Consider the following 22,021-nt stretch of genomic DNA (forward strand, 5'->3'; position numbering starts at 1 on the left):
GCCCGGTCTTATTTACCGCAGAACTCAGTTACCGCTTGAGTTCAGTGCTTCGGTCAGTGCAGCTTCCACTTCACTGGCGCTTACGCGCAGCGGCTTGTCGAGTTCACGGCGGCGCTTACGCTCGCTGTGGTAGGCCAAGCCGGTACCGGCCGGGATCAGACGACCCACAACCACGTTTTCTTTCAGGCCGCGCAGGTAATCGCGCTTGCCGGTTACCGCTGCTTCGGTCAGTACGCGAGTGGTCTCCTGGAAGGAGGCCGCCGAGATGAACGACTCAGTGGACAACGACGCCTTGGTGATACCCAGCAACACACGAGTGAATTTGGAAACGAATTTCTCGTCGCCAGCCAGACGCTCGTTCTCTACCAGTACGTGAGTCAGTTCCATCTGGTCGCCCTTGATGAAACTCGAATCGCCGGATTCAGCGATTTCAACTTTACGCAGCATCTGACGCAGGATGGTCTCGATGTGCTTATCGTTGATCTTCACGCCTTGCAGACGATAAACGTCCTGGATCTCGTTAACGATGTACTTGGCCAGCGCACTCACACCCAGCAGACGCAGGATGTCGTGTGGATCGCTCGGGCCGTCGGAGATAACTTCGCCGCGGTTTACCTGTTCGCCTTCGAAGACGTTCAGGTGACGCCACTTCGGAATCAGCTCTTCGTACGGATCGCTACCGTCGTTCGGGGTAATGACCAGACGGCGCTTGCCCTTGGTCTCTTTACCGAACGCGATGGTGCCGCTGACTTCAGCCAGAATCGACGCTTCTTTCGGACGACGAGCTTCGAACAAGTCGGCAACACGCGGCAGACCACCGGTGATGTCACGGGTCTTCGAAGTTTCTTGCGGGATACGAGCGATAACATCACCGATCGCGATCTTCGCACCATCCGCAACACCGACCAGGGCGTTGGCTGGCAGGAAGTACTGAGCGATAACGTCAGTGCCTGGCAGCAACAGATCCTTGCCGTTGTCATCAACCATCTTCACAGCAGGACGGATATCCTTGCCGGCAGCTGGACGGTCTTTGGCGTCGAGTACTTCAATGTTGGTCATACCGGTCAATTCGTCAGTCTGACGCTTGATCGTGATGCCTTCTTCCATGCCCACGTAGGTCACGGTACCTTTCATTTCGGTAACGATTGGGTGAGTGTGCGGGTCCCACTTGGCCACGATTGCGCCAGCGTCGACCTTGTCACCTTCTTTAACCGAAATCACAGCACCGTACGGCAGCTTGTAACGCTCACGCTCACGACCGTAGTCATCAGCGATTGCCAGCTCACCGGAACGGGACACAGCAACCAGGTGGCCATCCACTCGCTCAACGTGCTTCAGGTTGTGCAGACGGACGGTACCGCCATTCTTCACCTGAACGCTGTCGGCTGCGGAGGTCCGGCTTGCCGCACCACCGATGTGGAACGTACGCATGGTCAGCTGGGTACCCGGCTCACCGATGGACTGGGCAGCGATAACGCCGACCGCTTCACCGATGTTCACCTGGTGACCACGAGCCAAGTCACGGCCGTAGCACTTGGCGCAAATGCCGTAGCGGGTTTCGCAGCTGATCGGCGAGCGAACAATCACTTCGTCGATGCTGTTGAGCTCGATGAACTCGACCCACTTCTCGTCTACCAGAGTGCCGGCAGGAACGATGATTTCCTCGGTACCTGGCTTGAATACGTCACGGGCGATGACTCGACCCAGTACGCGTTCACCCAACGGCTCTACAACGTCGCCGCCTTCGATGTGCGGAGTCATCAGCAGACCGTGTTCGGTACCGCAGTCAACTTCAGTCACAACCAAGTCTTGCGCAACGTCTACCAGACGACGAGTCAGGTAACCGGAGTTAGCGGTTTTCAACGCGGTATCCGCCAGACCTTTACGAGCACCGTGAGTCGAGATGAAGTACTGAAGTACGCTCAAACCTTCACGGAAGTTCGCAGTAATCGGCGTTTCGATGATGGAGCCGTCCGGCTTGGCCATCAGGCCACGCATACCGGCGAGCTGACGGATCTGCGCAGCAGAACCCCGTGCGCCCGAGTCGGCCATCATGTACATCGAGTTGAACGACTCTTGATCGACTTCCACGCCATGACGGTCGATAACGCGCTCTTTCGAGAGGTTCGACATCATTGCCTTCGACACTTCGTCGTTGGCCTTGGACCAAAGGTCGATCACTTTGTTGTACTTCTCGCCCTGGGTTACCAGGCCGGAGGCGTACTGGCTCTCGATCTCTTTCACTTCATCGGTAGCAGCACCGATGATGGCGGCTTTCTCGTCCGGGATAACGAAGTCGTTAACACCGATGGAAACGCCGGAAATGGTCGAATAAGCAAAACCGGTGTACATCAACTGGTCAGCGAAGATAACGGTCTCTTTCAAACCAACCACGCGGTAGCACTGGTTGATCAGCTTGGAGATCGCCTTTTTCTTCATTGGCTGGTTGACCACGTCGTACGACAGGCCAGGTGGAACAACCTGGAACAGCAGCGCACGGCCGACAGTGGTGTCGACGATACGGGTGTTCTTGACGCTGCCACCGTCACGATCGTTGATGGTTTCGTGGATGCGGACTTTAACCTTGGCATGCAGTGCGGCTTCGCCGGCACGGAACACACGGTCAACTTCCTGCAGATCCGCGAACACACGACCTTCGCCCTTGGCGTTGATCGCTTCACGAGTCATGTAGTACAGACCCAATACAACGTCCTGCGACGGAACGATGATTGGCTCACCGTTGGCTGGCGACAGGATGTTGTTGGTCGACATCATCAACGCACGCGCTTCCAACTGGGCTTCCAGTGTCAGCGGTACGTGCACGGCCATTTGGTCGCCGTCGAAGTCGGCGTTGTACGCAGCACAGACCAGAGGGTGCAGCTGGATAGCCTTACCTTCGATCAGTACCGGTTCAAACGCCTGGATACCCAGACGGTGAAGGGTCGGTGCACGATTGAGGAGAACCGGGTGTTCGCGGATCACTTCAGCGAGAACGTCCCAAACCTCTGGCAGTTCGCGCTCGACCATTTTCTTGGCGGCCTTGATGGTGGTCGCGAGACCACGCATTTCCAGCTTGCCGAAAATGAACGGCTTGAACAGCTCGAGAGCCATCTTCTTCGGCAGACCGCACTGGTGCAGACGCAGGGTCGGGCCAACGGTAATTACCGAACGACCGGAGTAGTCAACACGCTTACCGAGCAAGTTCTGACGGAAACGACCTTGCTTACCCTTGATCATGTCAGCCAGGGATTTCAGAGGACGCTTGTTGGAACCTGTGATAGCGCGGCCACGACGACCGTTGTCGAGCAGGGCATCGACCGCTTCTTGCAACATACGCTTTTCGTTGCGCACGATGATGTCCGGAGCGGACAGGTCGAGCAGACGCTTCAAGCGGTTGTTACGGTTGATCACGCGACGGTACAGGTCGTTGAGGTCGGAAGTCGCGAAGCGACCGCCATCCAACGGTACCAGCGGACGCAGATCTGGCGGCAGAACCGGCAGAACGGTCAGCACCATCCACTCTGGCAAGTTGCCGGAACCCTGGAAGGCTTCCATCAACTTCAGACGCTTGGACAGTTTCTTGATCTTGGTTTCGGAGTTGGTTTGCGGAATTTCTTCACGCAGGCGGCCAATCTCGTGTTCCAGGTCGATAGCGTGCAGCAGTTCACGGACAGCTTCGGCACCCATGCGGGCATCGAAATCGTCGCCGAACTCTTCCAGCGCTTCGAAGTACTGCTCGTCGTTCAGCAGCTGACCTTTTTCAAGGGTGGTCATGCCTGGGTCGATAACGACATAGCTCTCGAAGTAGAGAACGCGTTCGATATCACGCAGGGTCATGTCCATCAGCAAGCCGATACGGGACGGCAGCGACTTCAGGAACCAGATGTGGGCAACCGGCGAAGCCAGCTCGATGTGCGCCATGCGCTCACGACGAACCTTGGCCAGTGCAACTTCAACGCCGCACTTCTCGCAGATCACACCACGGTGTTTCAAGCGCTTGTACTTACCGCACAGGCACTCGTAATCCTTTACCGGGCCAAAGATCTTGGCGCAGAACAGGCCGTCACGCTCAGGTTTGAACGTACGGTAGTTGATGGTTTCCGGCTTTTTAACTTCACCGAACGACCACGAACGGATCATCTCAGGCGATGCCAACCCAATACGGATGGCGTCGAACTCTTCGACTTGACCCTGGTTTTTCAGCAAATTCAGTAGGTCTTTCAAGGCCTTTCCTCCTGGCGGAGCAGAGAGCGGGCTAAACAGCCCCGCTCTCGATTCGCGTCACGTGTTATTCGGTTTCCAGATCGATATCGATGCCGAGGGAACGAATTTCTTTGATCAACACGTTGAAGGACTCGGGCATGCCCGGCTCCATACGGTGATCGCCGTCCACGATGTTTTTGTACATCTTGGTCCGACCGTTCACATCGTCCGACTTCACTGTGAGCATTTCTTGCAGAGTGTAAGCAGCACCGTATGCTTCCAGTGCCCAGACCTCCATCTCCCCGAAACGCTGACCACCGAACTGAGCCTTACCACCCAGCGGCTGCTGGGTAACCAGGCTGTACGAACCGGTAGAACGAGCGTGCATCTTGTCGTCTACCAAGTGGTTCAGCTTCAGCATGTACATGTAGCCAACAGTAACCGGGCGCTCAAACTTGTTGCCGGTACGGCCGTCGAACAGCTGCATCTGGCCGCTTTCTGGCAGGTCTGCCAGTTTCAGCATGGCCTTGATTTCGCTTTCCTTGGCACCGTCGAACACCGGGGTAGCCATTGGAACGCCGCCGCGCAGGTTCTTCGCCAGGTCCAGGATTTCCTGGTCGGTGAAGGTGTCCAGCTCTTCGTTGCGACCGCCGATCTCGTTGTAGATCTCGTGCAGGAACTTACGCAGGTCAGCAACCTTGCGCTGCTCTTCGATCATACGGTTGATCTTCTCGCCCAGACCTTTGGCCGCGAGGCCCAGGTGGGTTTCGAGGATCTGCCCAACGTTCATACGCGAAGGTACGCCCAACGGGTTGAGGACGACGTCGACCGGGGTGCCATTGGCATCGTGCGGCATGTCTTCAACCGGCATGATCACGGAGACCACACCTTTGTTACCGTGACGACCGGCCATCTTGTCGCCCGGCTGGATGCGGCGACGGATTGCCAGGTAAACCTTGACGATTTTCAGCACGCCTGGAGCCAGGTCATCGCCCTGCTGCAGTTTGCGCTTCTTGTCTTCGAACTTGTCGTCCAGCAGACGGCGACGATCAACGATGTAGGCCTGGGCCTTCTCGAGTTGCTCGTTCAGAGCGTCTTCAGCCATGCGCAGTTTGAACCACTGGCCGTGCTCAAGACCGTCGAGTACTTCGTCGGTGATGTCCTGACCTTTCTTCAGGCCCGCGCCGCCTTCAGCCTTGTGGCCTACCAGGGCGGAACGCAGACGTTCGAAGGTCGCGCCCTCAACGATACGGAACTCTTCGTTCAGGTCCTTGCGGATCTCGTCGAGCTGGGTCTTCTCGATGGACAGTGCACGAGCATCACGCTCAACGCCGTCACGGGTGAAGACCTGTACGTCGATGACAGTGCCCTTGGTACCGGTAGGTACGCGCAGGGAAGTGTCTTTAACGTCGCTGGCTTTTTCACCGAAGATGGCACGCAACAGCTTCTCTTCCGGAGTCAGTTGGGTCTCGCCTTTCGGAGTGACCTTACCTACCAGGATGTCGCCTGCGCCAACTTCAGCACCTACGTAAACGATACCGGCTTCGTCCAGCTTGTTCAGTGCAGCTTCACCCACGTTCGGGATGTCTGCAGTGATTTCCTCTGGCCCAAGCTTGGTGTCACGTGCCACACAGGTCAGTTCCTGAATGTGGATCGTGGTGAAGCGATCTTCCTGAACCACACGCTCGGACAGGCAGATGGAGTCTTCGAAGTTGTAACCGTTCCAGGCCATGAACGCGATGCGCATGTTCTGACCCAGTGCCAGCTCACCCATATCGGTGGAAGGACCGTCTGCCATGATGTCGCTGCGCTGAACCCGATCACCCTTGCTCACCAGCGGACGCTGGTTGATGCAGGTGTTCTGGTTGGAGCGGGTGTATTTGGTCAGGTTGTAGATGTCGACACCGGCTTCGCCAGTTTCAACTTCGTCATCGGCAACACGAACCACAATACGGCTGGCATCAACGGAGTCGATCACGCCGCCACGACGAGCCACGACGCAAACGCCGGAGTCACGGGCTACGTTACGCTCCATGCCGGTACCTACCAGCGGCTTGTCAGCACGCAGGGTCGGTACAGCTTGACGCTGCATGTTGGAACCCATCAACGCACGGTTGGCGTCATCGTGTTCCAGGAACGGGATCAGCGACGCTGCAACAGAAACTACCTGCTTGGGCGATACGTCCATCAAGGTGACGTCTTCCGGCGCCTTGACGGTGAACTCGTTCAAGTGACGAACAGCTACCAGCTCGTCGATCAGCATTTTCTTGTCGTTCATCGTGGCCGAAGCCTGAGCGATCACGTGATCAGCTTCTTCGATGGCGGACAGGAACACGATCTCGTCGGTGACCAGAGCATCTTTCACCACACGGTACGGGCTCTCGAGGAAGCCGTACTGGTTGGTGCGCGCATAAGCGGCCAGGGAGTTGATCAGGCCGATGTTCGGACCTTCCGGCGTTTCAATCGGGCATACACGACCGTAGTGAGTCGGGTGTACGTCACGCACTTCAAAGCCTGCACGCTCACGAGTCAGACCGCCCGGGCCCAGTGCGGAAACACGGCGCTTGTGGGTGATCTCGGAGAGCGGGTTGTTCTGGTCCATGAACTGCGAGAGCTGGCTGGAACCGAAGAACTCTTTCACCGCCGCAGCCACTGGCTTGGCGTTGATCAGGTCTTGCGGCATCAGGCCTTCGCTTTCGGCCATCGACAGACGCTCTTTGACCGCACGCTCAACACGTACCAGGCCAACGCGGAACTGGTTCTCGGCCATTTCGCCTACGCAGCGAACACGACGGTTACCCAGGTGGTCGATGTCATCGACGATGCCTTTACCGTTACGGATGTCGACCAGGGTCTTCAGTACCGCGACGATGTCTTCCTTGCACAACACGCCCGAACCTTCGATCTCGGTACGACCGATACGACGGTTGAACTTCATCCGGCCGACCGCAGACAGGTCATAGCGCTCAGGGCTGAAGAACAGGTTGTTGAACAGGGTCTCGGCAGCGTCTTTGGTTGGTGGCTCGCCAGGACGCATCATGCGATAGATCTCGACCAGCGCTTCCAATTGGTTGCTGGTGGAGTCGATCTTCAGGGTGTCGGAGACGAACGGACCGCAGTCGATGTCGTTGGTGTACAGGGTCTCGATGCGAACAACCTGGGACTTGGCGATCTTGCCCAGAATCTCGGTGTTCAGCTCGGTGTTGCATTCAGCCAGGATTTCGCCGGTGGCCGGGTGCACGATGACCTTGGCGGTGGTGCGACCCAGGACGTAGTCCAGAGGCACTTCCAGCGTCTTGATACCGGCTTTTTCGATCTGGTTGATGTGGCGCGCGGTAATACGGCGGCCGGCTTCAACGATGACCTTGCCTTTTTCGTCCTGGATGTCCAGAACGGCAATCTCACCACGCAGGCGCTGAGGCACCAGTTCCAGGCTGAGGGTTTCACCGCTCACATGGAATACGTTAGTGGTATAGAAGGCATCCAGCACTTGCTCGGTGGTATAGCCGAGCGCGCGCAGCAATACCGAGGCCGGCAGCTTGCGACGACGGTCGATACGTACGAACACGCAGTCTTTCGGGTCGAACTCGAAGTCCAACCACGAACCACGGTACGGAATGATCCGCGCGGAGTACAGGAGCTTGCCGGAGCTGTGCGTCTTGCCGCGGTCGTGGTCGAAGAACACGCCCGGGGAACGGTGCAGCTGGGAAACGATAACGCGCTCGGTACCGTTGATAACGAAGGTACCGTTCTCAGTCATCAGGGGGATTTCACCCATGTAGACTTCTTGCTCTTTGATGTCCTTGATCGCTTTGTTCGACGACTCTTTGTCGAAGATGATCAGACGGACTTTTACCCGCAAAGGTACGGCGTACGTAACACCGCGCAACACGCATTCTTTGACATCAAATGCCGGTTCGCCCAGGCGATAACCGACGTACTCCAGCGCAGCATTGCCGGAGTAGCTGATGATCGGGAAAACGGATTTGAAGGCCGCATGCAGGCCCACGTCGCGGAACTGATCTTTAGTCGCTCCCGCCTGCAAGAATTCACGATACGAATCCAGCTGGATAGCCAGAAGGTACGGGACATCCATGACGTCCGGCAACTTGCTAAAGTCCTTGCGGATACGTTTTTTCTCAGTATATGAGTAAGCCATCAGCGTTCCCCAGCTTGGTCACCTGCTTGTTTGGCCCCTCCCGACGGGAGCAGCCAGAAAATCTTGCAAACCCCATGGTTTGCGCCACCGCATCGGGTGGTTACAGCACGTTAGAGGCGACGACCGAGTCGATTGCCAATAACGGAAAAAGGCCGGTGGCAAGAGCCACCAGCCATCAGCCTTCAGCTTAACGCTTGGGCTGGAGACGCAAGGTCGATGCTTACTTCAGCTCGACTTTAGCGCCTGCTTCTTCCAGAGCAGCCTTGGCTTTGTCAGCTGCGTCTTTCGCAACAGCTTCCAGAACCATGCTTGGAGCAGCGTCAACTACAGCCTTGGCTTCTTTCAGGCCCAGACCGGTCAGTTCACGAACTGCCTTGATCACGTTTACTTTCTTCTCGCCGGATTCCAACAGCATAACGTTGAATTCGGTTTGCTCTTCAGCAACAGCAGCTACAGCGGCTGGGCCAGCGGAAGCAGCGGCAGCGGAAACGCCGAATTTTTCTTCGAAAGCTTTGATCAGCTCAACAACCTGCAGAACCGACATTTCAGCTACGGCGTTGAGGATATCGTCTTGGGAGATAGACATTGCTGTAATTCCTGAATTGGGGGACGGCCTACGCGGCCATCGAAATAAACAAAAATACGCGAGAGGAAGTGCTCAGCCTTAGGCTGCGGCGGCTTCTTTTTGCTCGCGAACTGCGGCCAGAGTACGAGCCAACTTGCTGGTAGCGCCTTGAATCACGCTCATCAGCTGAGAAATAGCTTCGTTACGGGTCGGCAGTGTTGCCAGTACGTCGATTTGGTTAGCTGCGAGGAACTTGCCCTCGAACGCAGCTGCCTTGATCTCGAACTTGTCGTTACCCTTAGCGAATTCCTTGAACAAACGGGCAGCAGCGCCTGGATGATCGGTGGAGAACGCAATCAGGGTCGGGCCTGTGAACACGTCGTTGAGGACACTGTATTCAGTGTCAGCAACAGCGCGCTTTAGCAGGGTGTTACGTACAACACGTACGTATACGCCAGCTTCACGAGCCTCTTTACGGAGTCCGGTCATAGCGCCTACTGTCACACCACGGGCATCAGCCACGACAGCGGACAGAGCAGCTTTGGCAGCCTCGTTGACTTCAGCGACGATGGCCTTCTTGTCTTCGAGATTAATTGCCACGGGTTTAACTCCTGCTTGTTACCGTTTCATCTGGCCTAGGCCGGATGTCGTTTTGGTGTCTGATTCGGTAAGGAACCGGGAGCACCATCTGCGTAGGCTTGTGGTTTAAGACTTGCGTCGCCTACGGTCTTGGATAGCCCCCGCCAGGCAGGGACCCCAATCTTTCAATTGGCGCAATTACTTGCGCCAATTTGTGTCTTATACGTCCAGCGAGCCTTGGTCGATGACCAGACCTGGGCCCATAGTGGTGCTCAGGGTAACGCGCTTGACGTAGATACCTTTCGAGGAAGCTGGCTTGATACGCTTCAGATCAGCGATCAGGGCTTCAACGTTTTCCTTCAGCTTGACGGCATCAAAGCCGACTTTGCCAACGGAGGTGTGAATGATGCCGTTTTTGTCGGTGCGATAACGAACCTGACCAGCCTTGGCGTTTTTAACCGCGGTGGCTACGTCTGGCGTTACGGTGCCGACTTTAGGGTTAGGCATCAGGCCACGTGGACCGAGGATCTGACCCAACTGACCTACAACGCGCATTGCATCCGGGGAAGCAATTACGACGTCATAGTTCAGGTCGCCGCCTTTCATTTCGGCAGCCAGGTCGTCCATGCCAACGCGATCGGCGCCGGCGGCCAGAGCAGCTTCAGCTGCTGGGCCTTGGGTGAAGACAGCAACACGTACAGTCTTGCCAGTACCGTGTGGCAGCACAGTAGCGCTACGAACGACCTGGTCGGATTTACGTGGGTCAACACCCAGGTTTACAGCAATGTCAACAGACTCGCTGAACTTGACAGTCGACAGCTCGGTCAGCAGAGCAGCAGCGTCTACAAAGTTGTAGGACTTGCCCGCTTCGATTTTGCCGGCGATAGCCTTTTGGCGCTTGGTCAGCTTAGCCATTACACACCCTCCACGTTAAGGCCCATGCTACGAGCAGAACCGGCGATGGTACGCACGGCTGCATCCATATCAGCTGCAGTCAGATCCGCGTTTTTGGTTTTCGCGATTTCTTCCAGCTGAGCACGGGTCACGGTGCCAACCTTAACGGTGTTAGGACGAGCGGAACCGCTAGTCAGACCAGCAGCTTTCTTCAACAGAACCGAAGCCGGGGTCGACTTGGTTTCGAAGGTGAAGCTACGGTCGCTGTATACAGTGATGATCACTGGAGTCGGCAGACCTGGCTCAATACCCTGAGTACGGGCGTTGAAAGCCTTGCAGAATTCCATGATGTTCACGCCGTGCTGACCCAGAGCTGGACCAACAGGTGGGCTTGGGTTGGCCTGAGCGGCCTTCACTTGCAGCTTGATGTAAGCGGTAATCTTCTTGGCCATGAGGCACTCCAATTACGGGTTCGAACGCCTCGAAAGGCTCCCCGGTTACTTGCGCGTTTATCCCAGTGACGACAAAACCCCACAGCCTAAGACTGCGGGGTTGGGATGCTTGCCCAGCTAGACTTTTTCGACCTGGCTGAACTCTAGCTCTACCGGAGTAGAGCGACCGAAAATGAGCACTGCCACTTGGATCCGGCTCTTTTCGTAGTTAACTTCTTCGACAGTGCCGTTAAAATCTGCAAACGGACCATCTGTGACACGAACAACCTCACCCGGCTCGAACAACGTCTTCGGCTTGGGCTTGTCGCTACCATCAGCAACACGACGCAGAATCGCTTCTGCTTCTTTGTCGGTGATCGGCGCAGGCTTATCAGCGGTACCGCCGATGAAACCCATGACGCGAGGAGTGTCCTTGACCAAGTGCCAAGTACCCTCATTCATGTCCATCTGAACCAGCACGTAGCCAGGGAAGAACTTGCGCTCGCTTTTGCGTTTCTGGCCATTACGCATTTCAACCACTTCTTCAGTGGGAACCAGAATTTCGCCGAAGCCATCTTCCATGCCTGCCAGCTTTACGCGCTCTAGCAAAGAGCGCATGACATGCTTCTCGTAACCCGAGTAAGCATGCACAACGTACCAACGCTTAGCCACGGGACACCCTTAGCCAACAATCAAGGAAACAAGCCAGCCGAGCAGGGAATCAAGCCCCCACAACAGCAACGCCATAACCAGAACAACAGCTACCACAATCAACGTGGTCTGCGTGGTTTCTTGGCGAGTCGGCCAAACGACTTTACGGATCTCGGTACGAGCTTCCTTTACCAGGACCGCAAACGACTTACCTTTGGCAGTCTGCAGGCCAACAAAGGCAGCAACAGCAGCAAGGGCGAGCAATGCGAGGACACGGTACAGGATCGGCGACGCAGAGTAGTACTGGTTGCCGACAACGCCTACGACCACAACAGCGACTACTACAAGCCACTTGAGCAGATCGAAGCGAGAGCCTTGAGCTTCAGCCTTAGGAGTCATCTATGAAGATCCTGTGAAAAGAAAGCCAGACACACCAAGTGAATCTGGCAGGTCAGGAGGGAATCGAACCCCCAACCTACGGTTTTGGAGACCGTCGCTCTGCCAATTGAGCTACTGACCTAAAACAAAATCAGGCCGACAATTATGCCGATCTGAAAAAGACTTTACAACAACAAACCCCTGCAGACCTGAAACCTACCCAGACAAACCGTGAGAAAGAGCAGAATCAACCAGAGGAAGCTGTTAAAACAAAGGCAGATATTTTCATATCTGCCTTGTTATATGGAGCTCTTGAGCGGATTTGAACCGCTGACCTCACCCTTACCAAGGGTGTGCTCTACCAACTGAGCTACAAGAGCGAAACAACTTGCACAACCTGCAAACTTGGAGCGGGTAGCGGGAATCGAACCCGCATCATCAGCTTGGAAGGCTGAGGTTCTACCACTAAACTATACCCGCGGAGCTTGCAGCTCACGCTAAAATGGTGGAGGGGGAAGGATTCGAACCTTCGAAGTCGTAGACGTCAGATTTACAGTCTGATCCCTTTGGCCGCTCGGGAACCCCTCCTAAGCGAGCCGGCATTCTACATCATGCCAGCCTTCTGTCAACCACTTTCTCATTTAAAAATATGAGGTTAGCTGCGTTGACCTTCGCTTCACCTTGTTGACCCTAAAGGTCTTCACTGCGAAGCGGGCGCCATTCTATGCAAACTATTCGAAGGTTGCAATGCCTTCGCACGGCATTATTTTATGTTTTAACTCATTGAATTCATTAGCAAGGTTTTCAAAGGGCAGATCATCAGCCAGGCGCCTGCTTTCAGGGGCTACTCGCAGCCAGTATCCGGAGGCATCAGGCAGGTTCAGGGATTGCAGCTTGACCTTGATGTCCAGGCTTGTAAGGCGCTGTTCAACCGACTGAAGCTCTTTCTGATCGGCCAGGCCGCCGATATACAGGCACGCAGGCTGCGCCTCAGGCGCTTTTGCCCGGTCTCTGCGCACCATCGCGTCAGCCGACTCGCTTAACAGCCGGATATCTTGCTGTGAGCCGCGATAGAGAGCCAGTGGCGTGACATCTTTGGCGCGCAAGGGAGCCTCCTGCTGATGCCAGACGTAATAGAAGACATTGAGGACCAGCAAAAGCAGAAACAGCCAACGCATAAAAACCTCAGGACAAAGGGCACGCCATCGCCAAACCAACAAAAACCAGATCCGGGACAAGCCTGCCGTGCGGCACAGCGTCAGCCACCAGTTCAGCATCCCCGCCCGTGAGGAAGACGGTGAAGTCCGTGCCCCAATAGCTTCGAGCCAACTCCAACTGAGTCAGCACAAACCCTCTCAGCATGAGCGTACAGCCGCGCTCTACCGCCTCTACGGTCGTACGACCGGGAGACAGGACCTCAAGGGCACGCTCTGCGGCAATATCGTCATAACGTATTTTGCGGGTATGCGTTCGCAGCTGGTTGCGCATCAGCGGCATGCCGGGACAAATAAAGCCTCCGAGATGCTCACCGTTCGCAGTAATGAAGTCTGCTGTCGCCGCAGTACCAAAATCGAGCACCAGGCATGCACCCGAAGCCAATTGAAACCCACCCAGCATAGCGAGCCAACGATCCAGGCCCAGGCGCTCGAAGTCTTCGTACCCGTTTCGCAGCCCACCCATTTGCCTTGCTGAAGCCGCACAGAGTACGTTGACGCCAAACGCCGCTACCAGGGCCGATACCAACTGGCTCGTCTCATCCGAAGCACGAACACTTACCAGCCGGCAATCCTTTAACGCGAGCCCCGCAAGCGCAACCAGGCTGTCGATCAGCGAGGCATCCGAACCAGCGATACCTTCAGCAAAGATGCGCACGTGATCCGGCTCGATAACGCGCCATTTGATAAAGCTATTGCCACAGTCGAGCTCAAGTATCATCACGCAACCTCAGGCTTAACTCACCACCGCTATATATTTTCTCGACACCATCCACGCTCAACCGTAGCGCACCCTGCCCATCGATCCCCAATACCACTCCATCAATCTGGTTCACACCCGCAATGAGCGATACAGGCCGACCTTGCCATAAATGGTTCTGCTCCCACTCCTCCTGAATGGCGCAAAAGCCAGAAGCCTGGTGGCGGTCAAGATAAGCCTGCAGTTGCACGCCAAGGCGCGCCACCAGGTAGTTACGATCAACAGCACTGCCGGTCTCCAACTGTAAGGAAGTCCATTGCTGATCGACCTCGTCGGCCTTCTGCATATTCACATTAATGCCAATACCCAGGACGACATGGCAAACATCAGCGGGGTCCCCAACCAACTCCAAGAGAATGCCGGCGATCTTTTTCTGCCCTACTAAAACGTCGTTTGGCCACTTCAACCCGGCAGTGCGAACACCCGCATCCCGCAACGCCTGCATGACTGCCAGTCCGACGACGAGGCTCAGGCCCTCCAACTGGCGCATACCGCCATCGATACGCAACACCAGGCTGTAGTAGACGTTTTGAGCGAAGGGACTGACCCACCTCCGGCCTCGCCTTCCCCTTCCAGCAGTTTGCTGCTCTGAAAGCACGAGAAACGGCGCAGTGCGACCCGCCTCGACCAGGCGCAATGCCTCGGCATTTGTCGAGTCAATGGAGTCAGAAATATGAACAGGCCATGCAGGACCCGGAACATGCCGAGCAATTTCATCAGCACTTAAAAACACCAGAGGCGAAGCCAACTGATACCCCCTGCCGCGGACTTTATGGATAGGTAGATTCAATTGCGCCTCAAGATGCTGAAGCTGCTTCCACACAGCACTGCGACTGACACCCAGGGCAGCACCAAGCGCCTCCCCGGAGTGGAATCGACCATCTTTTAGAAGTTTCAACAACGTCAGCATGCAAGTCTCGCCTCACAATGAGGCACGCATGATAGCCATGCATAAGGCCATTGCATAGAAAGGCAGGACTTTAGCATTTATGCGCGGGGGCATCTGATAGCCCGTGTAACCGTCGAAGTTTTTCGCGAGCACGCTCTGTCCAACAAACCGCGCAAAAACAAAACCCCTGATTGCGTTAGCAATCAGGGGTTCTGGAATTTAATCTTGACGATGACCTACTCTCACATGGGGAAACCCCACACTACCATCGGCGATGCATCGTTTCACTGCTGAGTTCGGGATGGGATCAGGTGGTTCCAATGCTCTATGGTCGTCAAGAAATTCGGGTACTGAGTCGTGGCCAGCTGGCCTCGCTTCAGCAAATTGGGTATGTGATAGCTTTCGGTGTTTTGCAAGATCTCGAACTTTCGGTTCGTTTCGTCTTCACACACCGCAATCTGATGCTTCTGCTTGTTTCCAAGTCAGGAGTAGTCAAATTGCTTGGGTGTTATATGGTCAAGCCTCACGGGCAATTAGTATTGGTTAGCTCAACGCCTCACAGCGCTTACACACCCAACCTATCAACGTCGTAGTCTTCGACGGCCCTTCAGGGAACTCAAGGTTCCAGTGAGATCTCATCTTGAGGCTAGTTTCCCGCTTAGATGCTTTCAGCGGTTATCTATTCCGAACATAGCTACCCGGCAATGCCACTGGCGTGACAACCGGAACACCAGAGGTTCGTCCACTCCGGTCCTCTCGTACTAGGAGCAGCCCCTCTCAAATCTCAAACGTCCACGGCAGATAGGGACCGAACTGTCTCACGACGTTCTAAACCCAGCTCGCGTACCACTTTAAATGGCGAACAGCCATACCCTTGGGACCGGCTTCAGCCCCAGGATGTGATGAGCCGACATCGAGGTGCCAAACACCGCCGTCGATATGAACTCTTGGGCGGTATCAGCCTGTTATCCCCGGAGTACCTTTTATCCGTTGAGCGATGGCCCTTCCATACAGAACCACCGGATCACTAAGACCTACTTTCGTACCTGCTCGACGTGTCTGTCTCGCAGTCAAGCGCGCTTTTGCCTTTATACTCTACGACCGATTTCCGACCGGTCTGAGCGCACCTTCGTACTCCTCCGTTACTCTTTAGGAGGAGACCGCCCCAGTCAAACTACCCACCATACACTGTCCTCGATCCGGATAACGGACCTGAGTTAGAACCTCAAAGTTGCCAGGGTGGTATTTCAAGGTTGGCTCCACGCGAACTGGCGTCCACGCTTCAAAGCCTCCCACCTATCCTACACAAGCAAATTCAAAGTCCAGTGCAAAGCTATAGTAAAGGTTCACGGGGTCTTTCCGTCTAGCCGCGGATACACTGCATCTTCACAGCGATTTCAATTTCACTGAGTCTCGGGTGGAGACAGCGCCGCCATCGTTACGCCATTCGTGCAGGTCGGAACTTACCCGACAAGGAATTTCGCTACCTTAGGACCGTTATAGTTACGGCCGCCGTTTACCGGGGCTTCGATCAAGAGCTTCGCGTTAGCTAACCCCATCAATTAACCTTCCGGCACCGGGCAGGCGTCACACCCTATACGTCCACTTTCGTGTTTGCAGAGTGCTGTGTTTTTAATAAACAGTCGCAGCGGCCTGGTATCTTCGACCGGCATGAGCTTACGGAGCAAGTCCTTCACCCTCACCGGCGCACCTTCTCCCGAAGTTACGGTGCCATTTTGCCTAGTTCCTTCACCCGAGTTCTCTCAAGCGCCTTGGTATTCTCTACCCAACCACCTGTGTCGGTTTGGGGTACGGTTCCTGGTTACCTGAAGCTTAGAAGCTTTTCTTGGAAGCATGGCATCAACCACTTCGTTAACTAAAAGTTAACTCGTCATCAGCTCTCGGCCTTAGAATCCCGGATTTACCTAAGATTCCAGCCTACCACCTTAAACTTGGACAACCAACGCCAAGCTGGCCTAGCCTTCTCCGTCCCTCCATCGCAATAACCAGAAGTACAGGAATATTAACCTGTTTTCCATCGACTACGCTTTTCAGCCTCGCCTTAGGGACCGACTAACCCTGCGTCGATTAACGTTGCGCAGGAAACCTTGGTCTTTCGGCGTGGGTGTTTTTCACACCCATTATCGTTACTCATGTCAGCATTCGCACTTCTGATACCTCCAGCAAGCTTCTCAACTCACCTTCACAGGCTTACAGAACGCTCCTCTACCGCATCATCCGAAGATGATACCCGTAGCTTCGGTGTATGGTTTGAGCCCCGTTACATCTTCCGCGCAGGCCGACTCGACTAGTGAGCTATTACGCTTTCTTTAAAGGGTGGCTGCTTCTAAGCCAACCTCCTAGCTGTCTAAGCCTTCCCACATCGTTTCCCACTTAACCATAACTTTGGGACCTTAGCTGACGGTCTGGGTTGTTTCCCTTTTCACGACGGACGTTAGCACCCGCCGTGTGTCTCCCATGCTCGGCACTTGTAGGTATTCGGAGTTTGCATCGGTTTGGTAAGTCGGGATGACCCCCTAGCCGAAACAGTGCTCTACCCCCTACAGTGATACATGAGGCGCTACCTAAATAGCTTTCGAGGAGAACCAGCTATCTCCGAGCTTGATTAGCCTTTCACTCCGATCCACAGGTCATCCGCTAACTTTTCAACGGTAGTCGGTTCGGTCCTCCAGTTAGTGTTACCCAACCTTCAACCTGCCCATGGATAGATCGCCCGGTTTCGGGTCTATTCCCAGCGACTAGACGCCCTATTAAGACTCGCTTTCGCTACGCCTCCCCTATTCGGTTAAGCTCGCCACTGAAAATAAGTCGCTGACCCATTATACAAAAGGTACGCAGTCACCCAACAAAGTGGGCTCCCACTGCTTGTACGCATACGGTTTCAGGATCTATTTCACTCCCCTCTCCGGGGTTCTTTTCGCCTTTCCCTCACGGTACTAGTTCACTATCGGTCAGTCAGTAGTATTTAGCCTTGGAGGATGGTCCCCCCATATTCAGACAAAGTTTCTCGTGCTCCGTCCTACTCGATTTCATGACTAAGAGATTTTCGCGTACAGGGCTATCACCCACTATGGCCGCACTTTCCAGAGCGTTCCGCTAATCTCAAAGCCACTTAAGGGCTAGTCCCCGTTCGCTCGCCACTACTAAGGGAATCTCGGTTGATTTCTTTTCCTCAGGGTACTTAGATGTTTCAGTTCCCCTGGTTCGCTCCATACACCTATGTATTCAGTGTAAGGTAACCATCTTATGATGGCTGGGTTCCCCCATTCAGACATCTCCGGATCAAAGTCTGTTTGCCGACTCCCCGAAGCTTTTCGCAGGCTACCACGTCTTTCATCGCCTCTGACTGCCAAGGCATCCACCGTATGCGCTTCTTCACTTGACCATATAACCCCAAGCAATCTGGTTATACTGTGAAGACGACATTCGCCGAAAATTCGCAATTACTTACAAATTTTACCTTAGCCTGATCCGTTACCAGTGAAAGTAACGTCCAGTCTATCTTTCTATCACATACCCAAATTTTTAAAGAACGATCTAATCAAAGACTAGAAATCAACATTCACCATCCTAACGATGGAATGCTCATTTCTAAGCTTTACGTGACAGAAGCAGTTAGTGGTGGAGCCAAACGGGATCGAACCGTTGACCTCCTGCGTGCAAGGCAGGCGCTCTCCCAGCTGAGCTATGGCCCCGTATTTCTACAGGCGTTTCCCACACAAAATTGGTGGGTCTGGGCAGATTCGAACTGCCGACCTCACCCTTATCAGGGGTGCGCTCTAACCAACTGAGCTACAGACCCAATTTCGGGCTGCTTCTATATCGTCTTCTTCAATGAATCAAGCAATTCGTGTGGGAACTTATGGAGCAGCTGATGTCGTCGATTAAGGAGGTGATCCAGCCGCAGGTTCCCCTACGGCTACCTTGTTACGACTTCACCCCAGTCATGAATCACACCGTGGTAACCGTCCTCCCGAAGGTTAGACTAGCTACTTCTGGTGCAACCCACTCCCATGGTGTGACGGGCGGTGTGTACAAGGCCCGGGAACGTATTCACCGCGACATTCTGATTCGCGATTACTAGCGATTCCGACTTCACGCAGTCGAGTTGCAGACTGCGATCCGGACTACGATCGGTTTTCTGGGATTAGCTCCACCTCGCGGCTTGGCAACCCTCTGTACCGACCATTGTAGCACGTGTGTAGCCCAGGCCGTAAGGGCCATGATGACTTGACGTCATCCCCACCTTCCTCCGGTTTGTCACCGGCAGTCTCCTTAGAGTGCCCACCATTACGTGCTGGTAACTAAGGACAAGGGTTGCGCTCGTTACGGGACTTAACCCAACATCTCACGACACGAGCTGACGACAGCCATGCAGCACCTGTCTCAATGTTCCCGAAGGCACCAATCTATCTCTAGAAAGTTCATTGGATGTCAAGGCCTGGTAAGGTTCTTCGCGTTGCTTCGAATTAAACCACATGCTCCACCGCTTGTGCGGGCCCCCGTCAATTCATTTGAGTTTTAACCTTGCGGCCGTACTCCCCAGGCGGTCAACTTAATGCGTTAGCTGCGCCACTAAGAGCTCAAGGCTCCCAACGGCTAGTTGACATCGTTTACGGCGTGGACTACCAGGGTATCTAATCCTGTTTGCTCCCCACGCTTTCGCACCTCAGTGTCAGTATCAGTCCAGGTGGTCGCCTTCGCCACTGGTGTTCCTTCCTATATCTACGCATTTCACCGCTACACAGGAAATTCCACCACCCTCTACCATACTCTAGCTCGTCAGTTTTGAATGCAGTTCCCAGGTTGAGCCCGGGGATTTCACATCCAACTTAACGAACCACCTACGCGCGCTTTACGCCCAGTAATTCCGATTAACGCTTGCACCCTCTGTATTACCGCGGCTGCTGGCACAGAGTTAGCCGGTGCTTATTCTGTCGGTAACGTCAAAACAGCAAAGTATTAATTTACTGCCCTTCCTCCCAACTTAAAGTGCTTTACAATCCGAAGACCTTCTTCACACACGCGGCATGGCTGGATCAGGCTTTCGCCCATTGTCCAATATTCCCCACTGCTGCCTCCCGTAGGAGTCTGGACCGTGTCTCAGTTCCAGTGTGACTGATCATCCTCTCAGACCAGTTACGGATCGTCGCCTTGGTGAGCCATTACCCCACCAACTAGCTAATCCGACCTAGGCTCATCTGATAGCGCAAGGCCCGAAGGTCCCCTGCTTTCTCCCGTAGGACGTATGCGGTATTAGCGTCCGTTTCCGAACGTTATCCCCCACTACCAGGCAGATTCCTAGGCATTACTCACCCGTCCGCCGCTCTCAAGAGAAGCAAGCTTCTCTCTACCGCTCGACTTGCATGTGTTAGGCCTGCCGCCAGCGTTCAATCTGAGCCATGATCAAACTCTTCAGTTCAAACATCTTTGGGTTTTTAAGAAACCCTAAACTTGGCTCAGCAATCGTTGGTTACATCTTTGATTTCTCGCGGAGTAACTTGTGATGCTGATAATCTTGTTGACTATCAGTCTGACTCCACAAGCACCCACACGAATTGCTTGATTCAGTTGTTAAAGAGCGGTTGGTTAAGATCTTTCGTCTCAACCGAGGCGCGCATTCTACAGCAGCCTCATTTGCTGTCAAGTGATTATTTTCAGAAGCTTTCGAAGAATTCTTCAACAACTTCAACCACTTGCGCTTCCGATCTCTCGTTAGCGGGAGGCGAATTCTACAGCGTTACACGCTGCTGTCAACACCTCTTTTTCTCCGCTTTCGACCGAGAAGATCGAAACGTTAATAGAGCCAAACAACACTGCCCTACCAACTCCTTCTGGGCTTCGATGATCTGAAGCAGCTCGCTGTCGAAACCTACATAACTCTTTGTTTACCAAGGAGTTTTCCGTTTCGACTGCGCCGGAAGTGGGGCGAATTATAGACAGATATAAATCGCCGTCAACCGCTAATTTCAGGTTTATTCGGATTTAAGCGTAATACGCGCAAATGCCTTCTTGCCGGCCTGACAAACGTGGGTCGCGCCCAACTCATATATAAAGGTGCGATCGACCACCTCACCATCTATACGTACACCGCCAGAACCCAGAAGGTCGCGCGCCACTGCCGAATTCTTCACCAGGCCCGCCTTATTAAGGACTGCAGCAATCGGCATTGCTTCGGCAGCAGTCAATTCCACCTCAGGCAAATCATCGGGCAGCTCGCCATCTTTCATGCGATTACCCGCAGCACGGTGTGCGCTGGCAGCAGCCTCTTCACCGTGGAAGCGCGCAACGATCTCTTCCGCCAGCTTGATCTTCACGTCACGCGGATTTGCACCGGCTTCTACATCAGCACGCAAGGCATTGATCTCGTCCATCGAGCGGAAGCTCAACAGCTCGAAGTAACGCCACATCAGCGCGTCCGGAATCGAAACCAGCTTGCCGTACATCACGCCCGGCGCTTCCTGGATACCCACATAGTTGCCCAAGGACTTGGACATCTTCTTGACGCCATCCAACCCCTCCAGCAACGGCATGGTCAGAATGCATTGCGCCTCTTGCCCATACGCACGTTGCAGCTCACGCCCCATCAGCAGGTTGAACTTCTGATCGGTACCGCCCAACTCGACGTCGGCACGCAACGCCACCGAGTCATACCCTTGAACCAACGGGTACAGGAACTCATGGATAGCGATAGGCTGATTAGTGGAGTAGCGCTTATCGAAGTCATCGCGCTCAAGCATGCGGGCAACGGTGTACTGGGACGTCAGACGAATGAAGTCCGCCGGGCCCATCTGATCCATCCAGGTAGAGTTGAACGCCACCTCGGTCTTGGCCGGATCAAGAATCTTGAAGACCTGGGTCTTGTAGGTCTCGGCGTTATCGAGAACCTGTTCACGAGTCAGCGGCGGGCGCGTAGCGCTCTTGCCGCTCGGGTCGCCGATCATCCCGGTGAAGTCACCTATAAGGAAGATCACCTGATGCCCCAGCTCCTGGAACTGACGCAGCTTATTAATAAGCACCGTATGCCCAAGGTGCAGATCCGGCGCCGTCGGATCAAAGCCAGCCTTAATACGCAGGGGTTGGCCACGCTTGAGCTTTTCGATCAGCTCCGCTTCGACCAACAGTTCTTCCGCACCACGTTTGATCAGCGCTAGCTGCTCTTCAACCGACTTCATAACAGACCCGCAAGGCTCAGATTCAAAAGGGAACCAACCATACAAGATCAGGGACTAATTACAAGTTTTGCCCTGCGCACGGACACCGTTCAGCAAGCCTAG

Annotated in this window: 12 protein-coding genes, 6 tRNA genes and 3 rRNA genes; all 21 read right to left on the bottom strand. The window is 54.6% G+C overall.

The genetic code is table 11. The features are described 5' to 3' along the window. Positions 1-24: 24 nt before the first annotated feature. Positions 25-4,224, bottom strand: a complete 4,200-nt coding sequence (rpoC, locus tag RGV33_RS29315) for a DNA-directed RNA polymerase subunit beta' (protein ID WP_076016467.1) — start codon at positions 4,222-4,224, stop codon at positions 25-27. 64 nt (positions 4,225-4,288) lie between these two features. After that, the gene (gene rpoB / locus RGV33_RS29320; protein ID WP_076016468.1) at positions 4,289-8,362 is read right to left on the bottom strand and encodes a DNA-directed RNA polymerase subunit beta; all 4,074 of its coding nucleotides are present in this window, start codon (positions 8,360-8,362) and stop codon (positions 4,289-4,291) included. Positions 8,363-8,582: 220 nt separating this feature from the next. Next, entirely contained in the window at positions 8,583-8,948 is a 366-nt protein-coding gene (rplL, locus tag RGV33_RS29325) for a 50S ribosomal protein L7/L12 (RefSeq protein ID WP_088424408.1), read from the bottom strand. Between the two features lie 78 nt (positions 8,949-9,026). Next, on the bottom strand, positions 9,027-9,527 hold the full coding sequence (rplJ, locus tag RGV33_RS29330) for a 50S ribosomal protein L10 (RefSeq protein ID WP_322147861.1): 501 nt from the start codon (positions 9,525-9,527) through the stop codon (positions 9,027-9,029). 198 nt (positions 9,528-9,725) lie between these two features. Next, positions 9,726-10,421, bottom strand: a complete 696-nt coding sequence (gene rplA, locus RGV33_RS29335) for a 50S ribosomal protein L1 (RefSeq protein ID WP_322147863.1) — start codon at positions 10,419-10,421, stop codon at positions 9,726-9,728. After that, positions 10,421-10,852 carry a 50S ribosomal protein L11 gene (gene rplK / locus RGV33_RS29340; RefSeq protein ID WP_003210097.1) on the bottom strand — a complete coding sequence of 144 codons (432 nt, stop codon included), beginning with the start codon at positions 10,850-10,852 and terminating at the stop codon, positions 10,421-10,423. The genes rplA and rplK overlap by 1 nt, the downstream gene beginning before the upstream one ends. 117 nt (positions 10,853-10,969) lie before the next feature. Then, positions 10,970-11,503, bottom strand: a complete 534-nt coding sequence (gene nusG, locus RGV33_RS29345; RefSeq protein ID WP_003176436.1) for a transcription termination/antitermination protein NusG — start codon at positions 11,501-11,503, stop codon at positions 10,970-10,972. Between the two features lie 9 nt (positions 11,504-11,512). Beyond that, positions 11,513-11,881 (bottom strand): preprotein translocase subunit SecE, encoded by a 369-nt coding sequence (secE, locus tag RGV33_RS29350; RefSeq protein ID WP_076016471.1) that lies wholly within the window; start codon positions 11,879-11,881, stop codon positions 11,513-11,515. Positions 11,882-11,926: 45 nt separating this feature from the next. Then, positions 11,927-12,002, bottom strand: a tRNA-Trp gene (locus tag RGV33_RS29355). Between the two features lie 162 nt (positions 12,003-12,164). Continuing rightward, positions 12,165-12,240: transfer RNA gene (locus RGV33_RS29360), tRNA-Thr, on the bottom strand. Between the two features lie 26 nt (positions 12,241-12,266). Beyond that, positions 12,267-12,340, bottom strand: a tRNA-Gly gene (locus RGV33_RS29365). 23 nt (positions 12,341-12,363) lie between these two features. After that, a tRNA-Tyr gene (locus RGV33_RS29370) sits at positions 12,364-12,448 on the bottom strand. Between the two features lie 143 nt (positions 12,449-12,591). Continuing rightward, entirely contained in the window at positions 12,592-13,038 is a 447-nt protein-coding gene (locus tag RGV33_RS29375; RefSeq protein ID WP_322147866.1) for a hypothetical protein, read from the bottom strand. Positions 13,039-13,045: 7 nt separating this feature from the next. Continuing rightward, positions 13,046-13,795: a pantothenate kinase gene (locus RGV33_RS29380; protein ID WP_322147868.1), complete on the bottom strand. Its 750-nt coding sequence runs from the start codon at positions 13,793-13,795 to the stop codon at positions 13,046-13,048. Next, positions 13,785-14,744 (bottom strand): bifunctional biotin--[acetyl-CoA-carboxylase] ligase/biotin operon repressor BirA, encoded by a 960-nt coding sequence (gene birA / locus RGV33_RS29385; protein ID WP_322147869.1) that lies wholly within the window; start codon positions 14,742-14,744, stop codon positions 13,785-13,787. Before birA ends, RGV33_RS29380 begins: the two co-directional genes overlap by 11 nt. 202 nt (positions 14,745-14,946) lie before the next feature. Continuing rightward, positions 14,947-15,062, bottom strand: a 5S ribosomal RNA gene (gene rrf, locus RGV33_RS29390). Between the two features lie 173 nt (positions 15,063-15,235). Continuing rightward, a 23S ribosomal RNA gene (locus RGV33_RS29395) occupies positions 15,236-18,129 on the bottom strand. 234 nt (positions 18,130-18,363) lie between these two features. After that, positions 18,364-18,439: transfer RNA gene (locus RGV33_RS29400), tRNA-Ala, on the bottom strand. Positions 18,440-18,469: 30 nt separating this feature from the next. Beyond that, positions 18,470-18,546: transfer RNA gene (locus RGV33_RS29405), tRNA-Ile, on the bottom strand. Between the two features lie 83 nt (positions 18,547-18,629). Next, positions 18,630-20,166, bottom strand: a 16S ribosomal RNA gene (locus RGV33_RS29410). Together the 16S, 23S and 5S rRNA genes with 2 tRNA genes alongside form the textbook arrangement of a ribosomal RNA operon. Positions 20,167-20,719: 553 nt before the next feature. Continuing rightward, on the bottom strand, positions 20,720-21,919 hold the full coding sequence (gene tyrS / locus RGV33_RS29415) for a tyrosine--tRNA ligase (RefSeq protein ID WP_017739632.1): 1,200 nt from the start codon (positions 21,917-21,919) through the stop codon (positions 20,720-20,722). Positions 21,920-22,021 lie beyond the last annotated feature (102 nt).

This window comes from Pseudomonas sp. Bout1, assembly GCF_034314165.1.
GTDB lineage: Bacteria > Pseudomonadota > Gammaproteobacteria > Pseudomonadales > Pseudomonadaceae > Aquipseudomonas.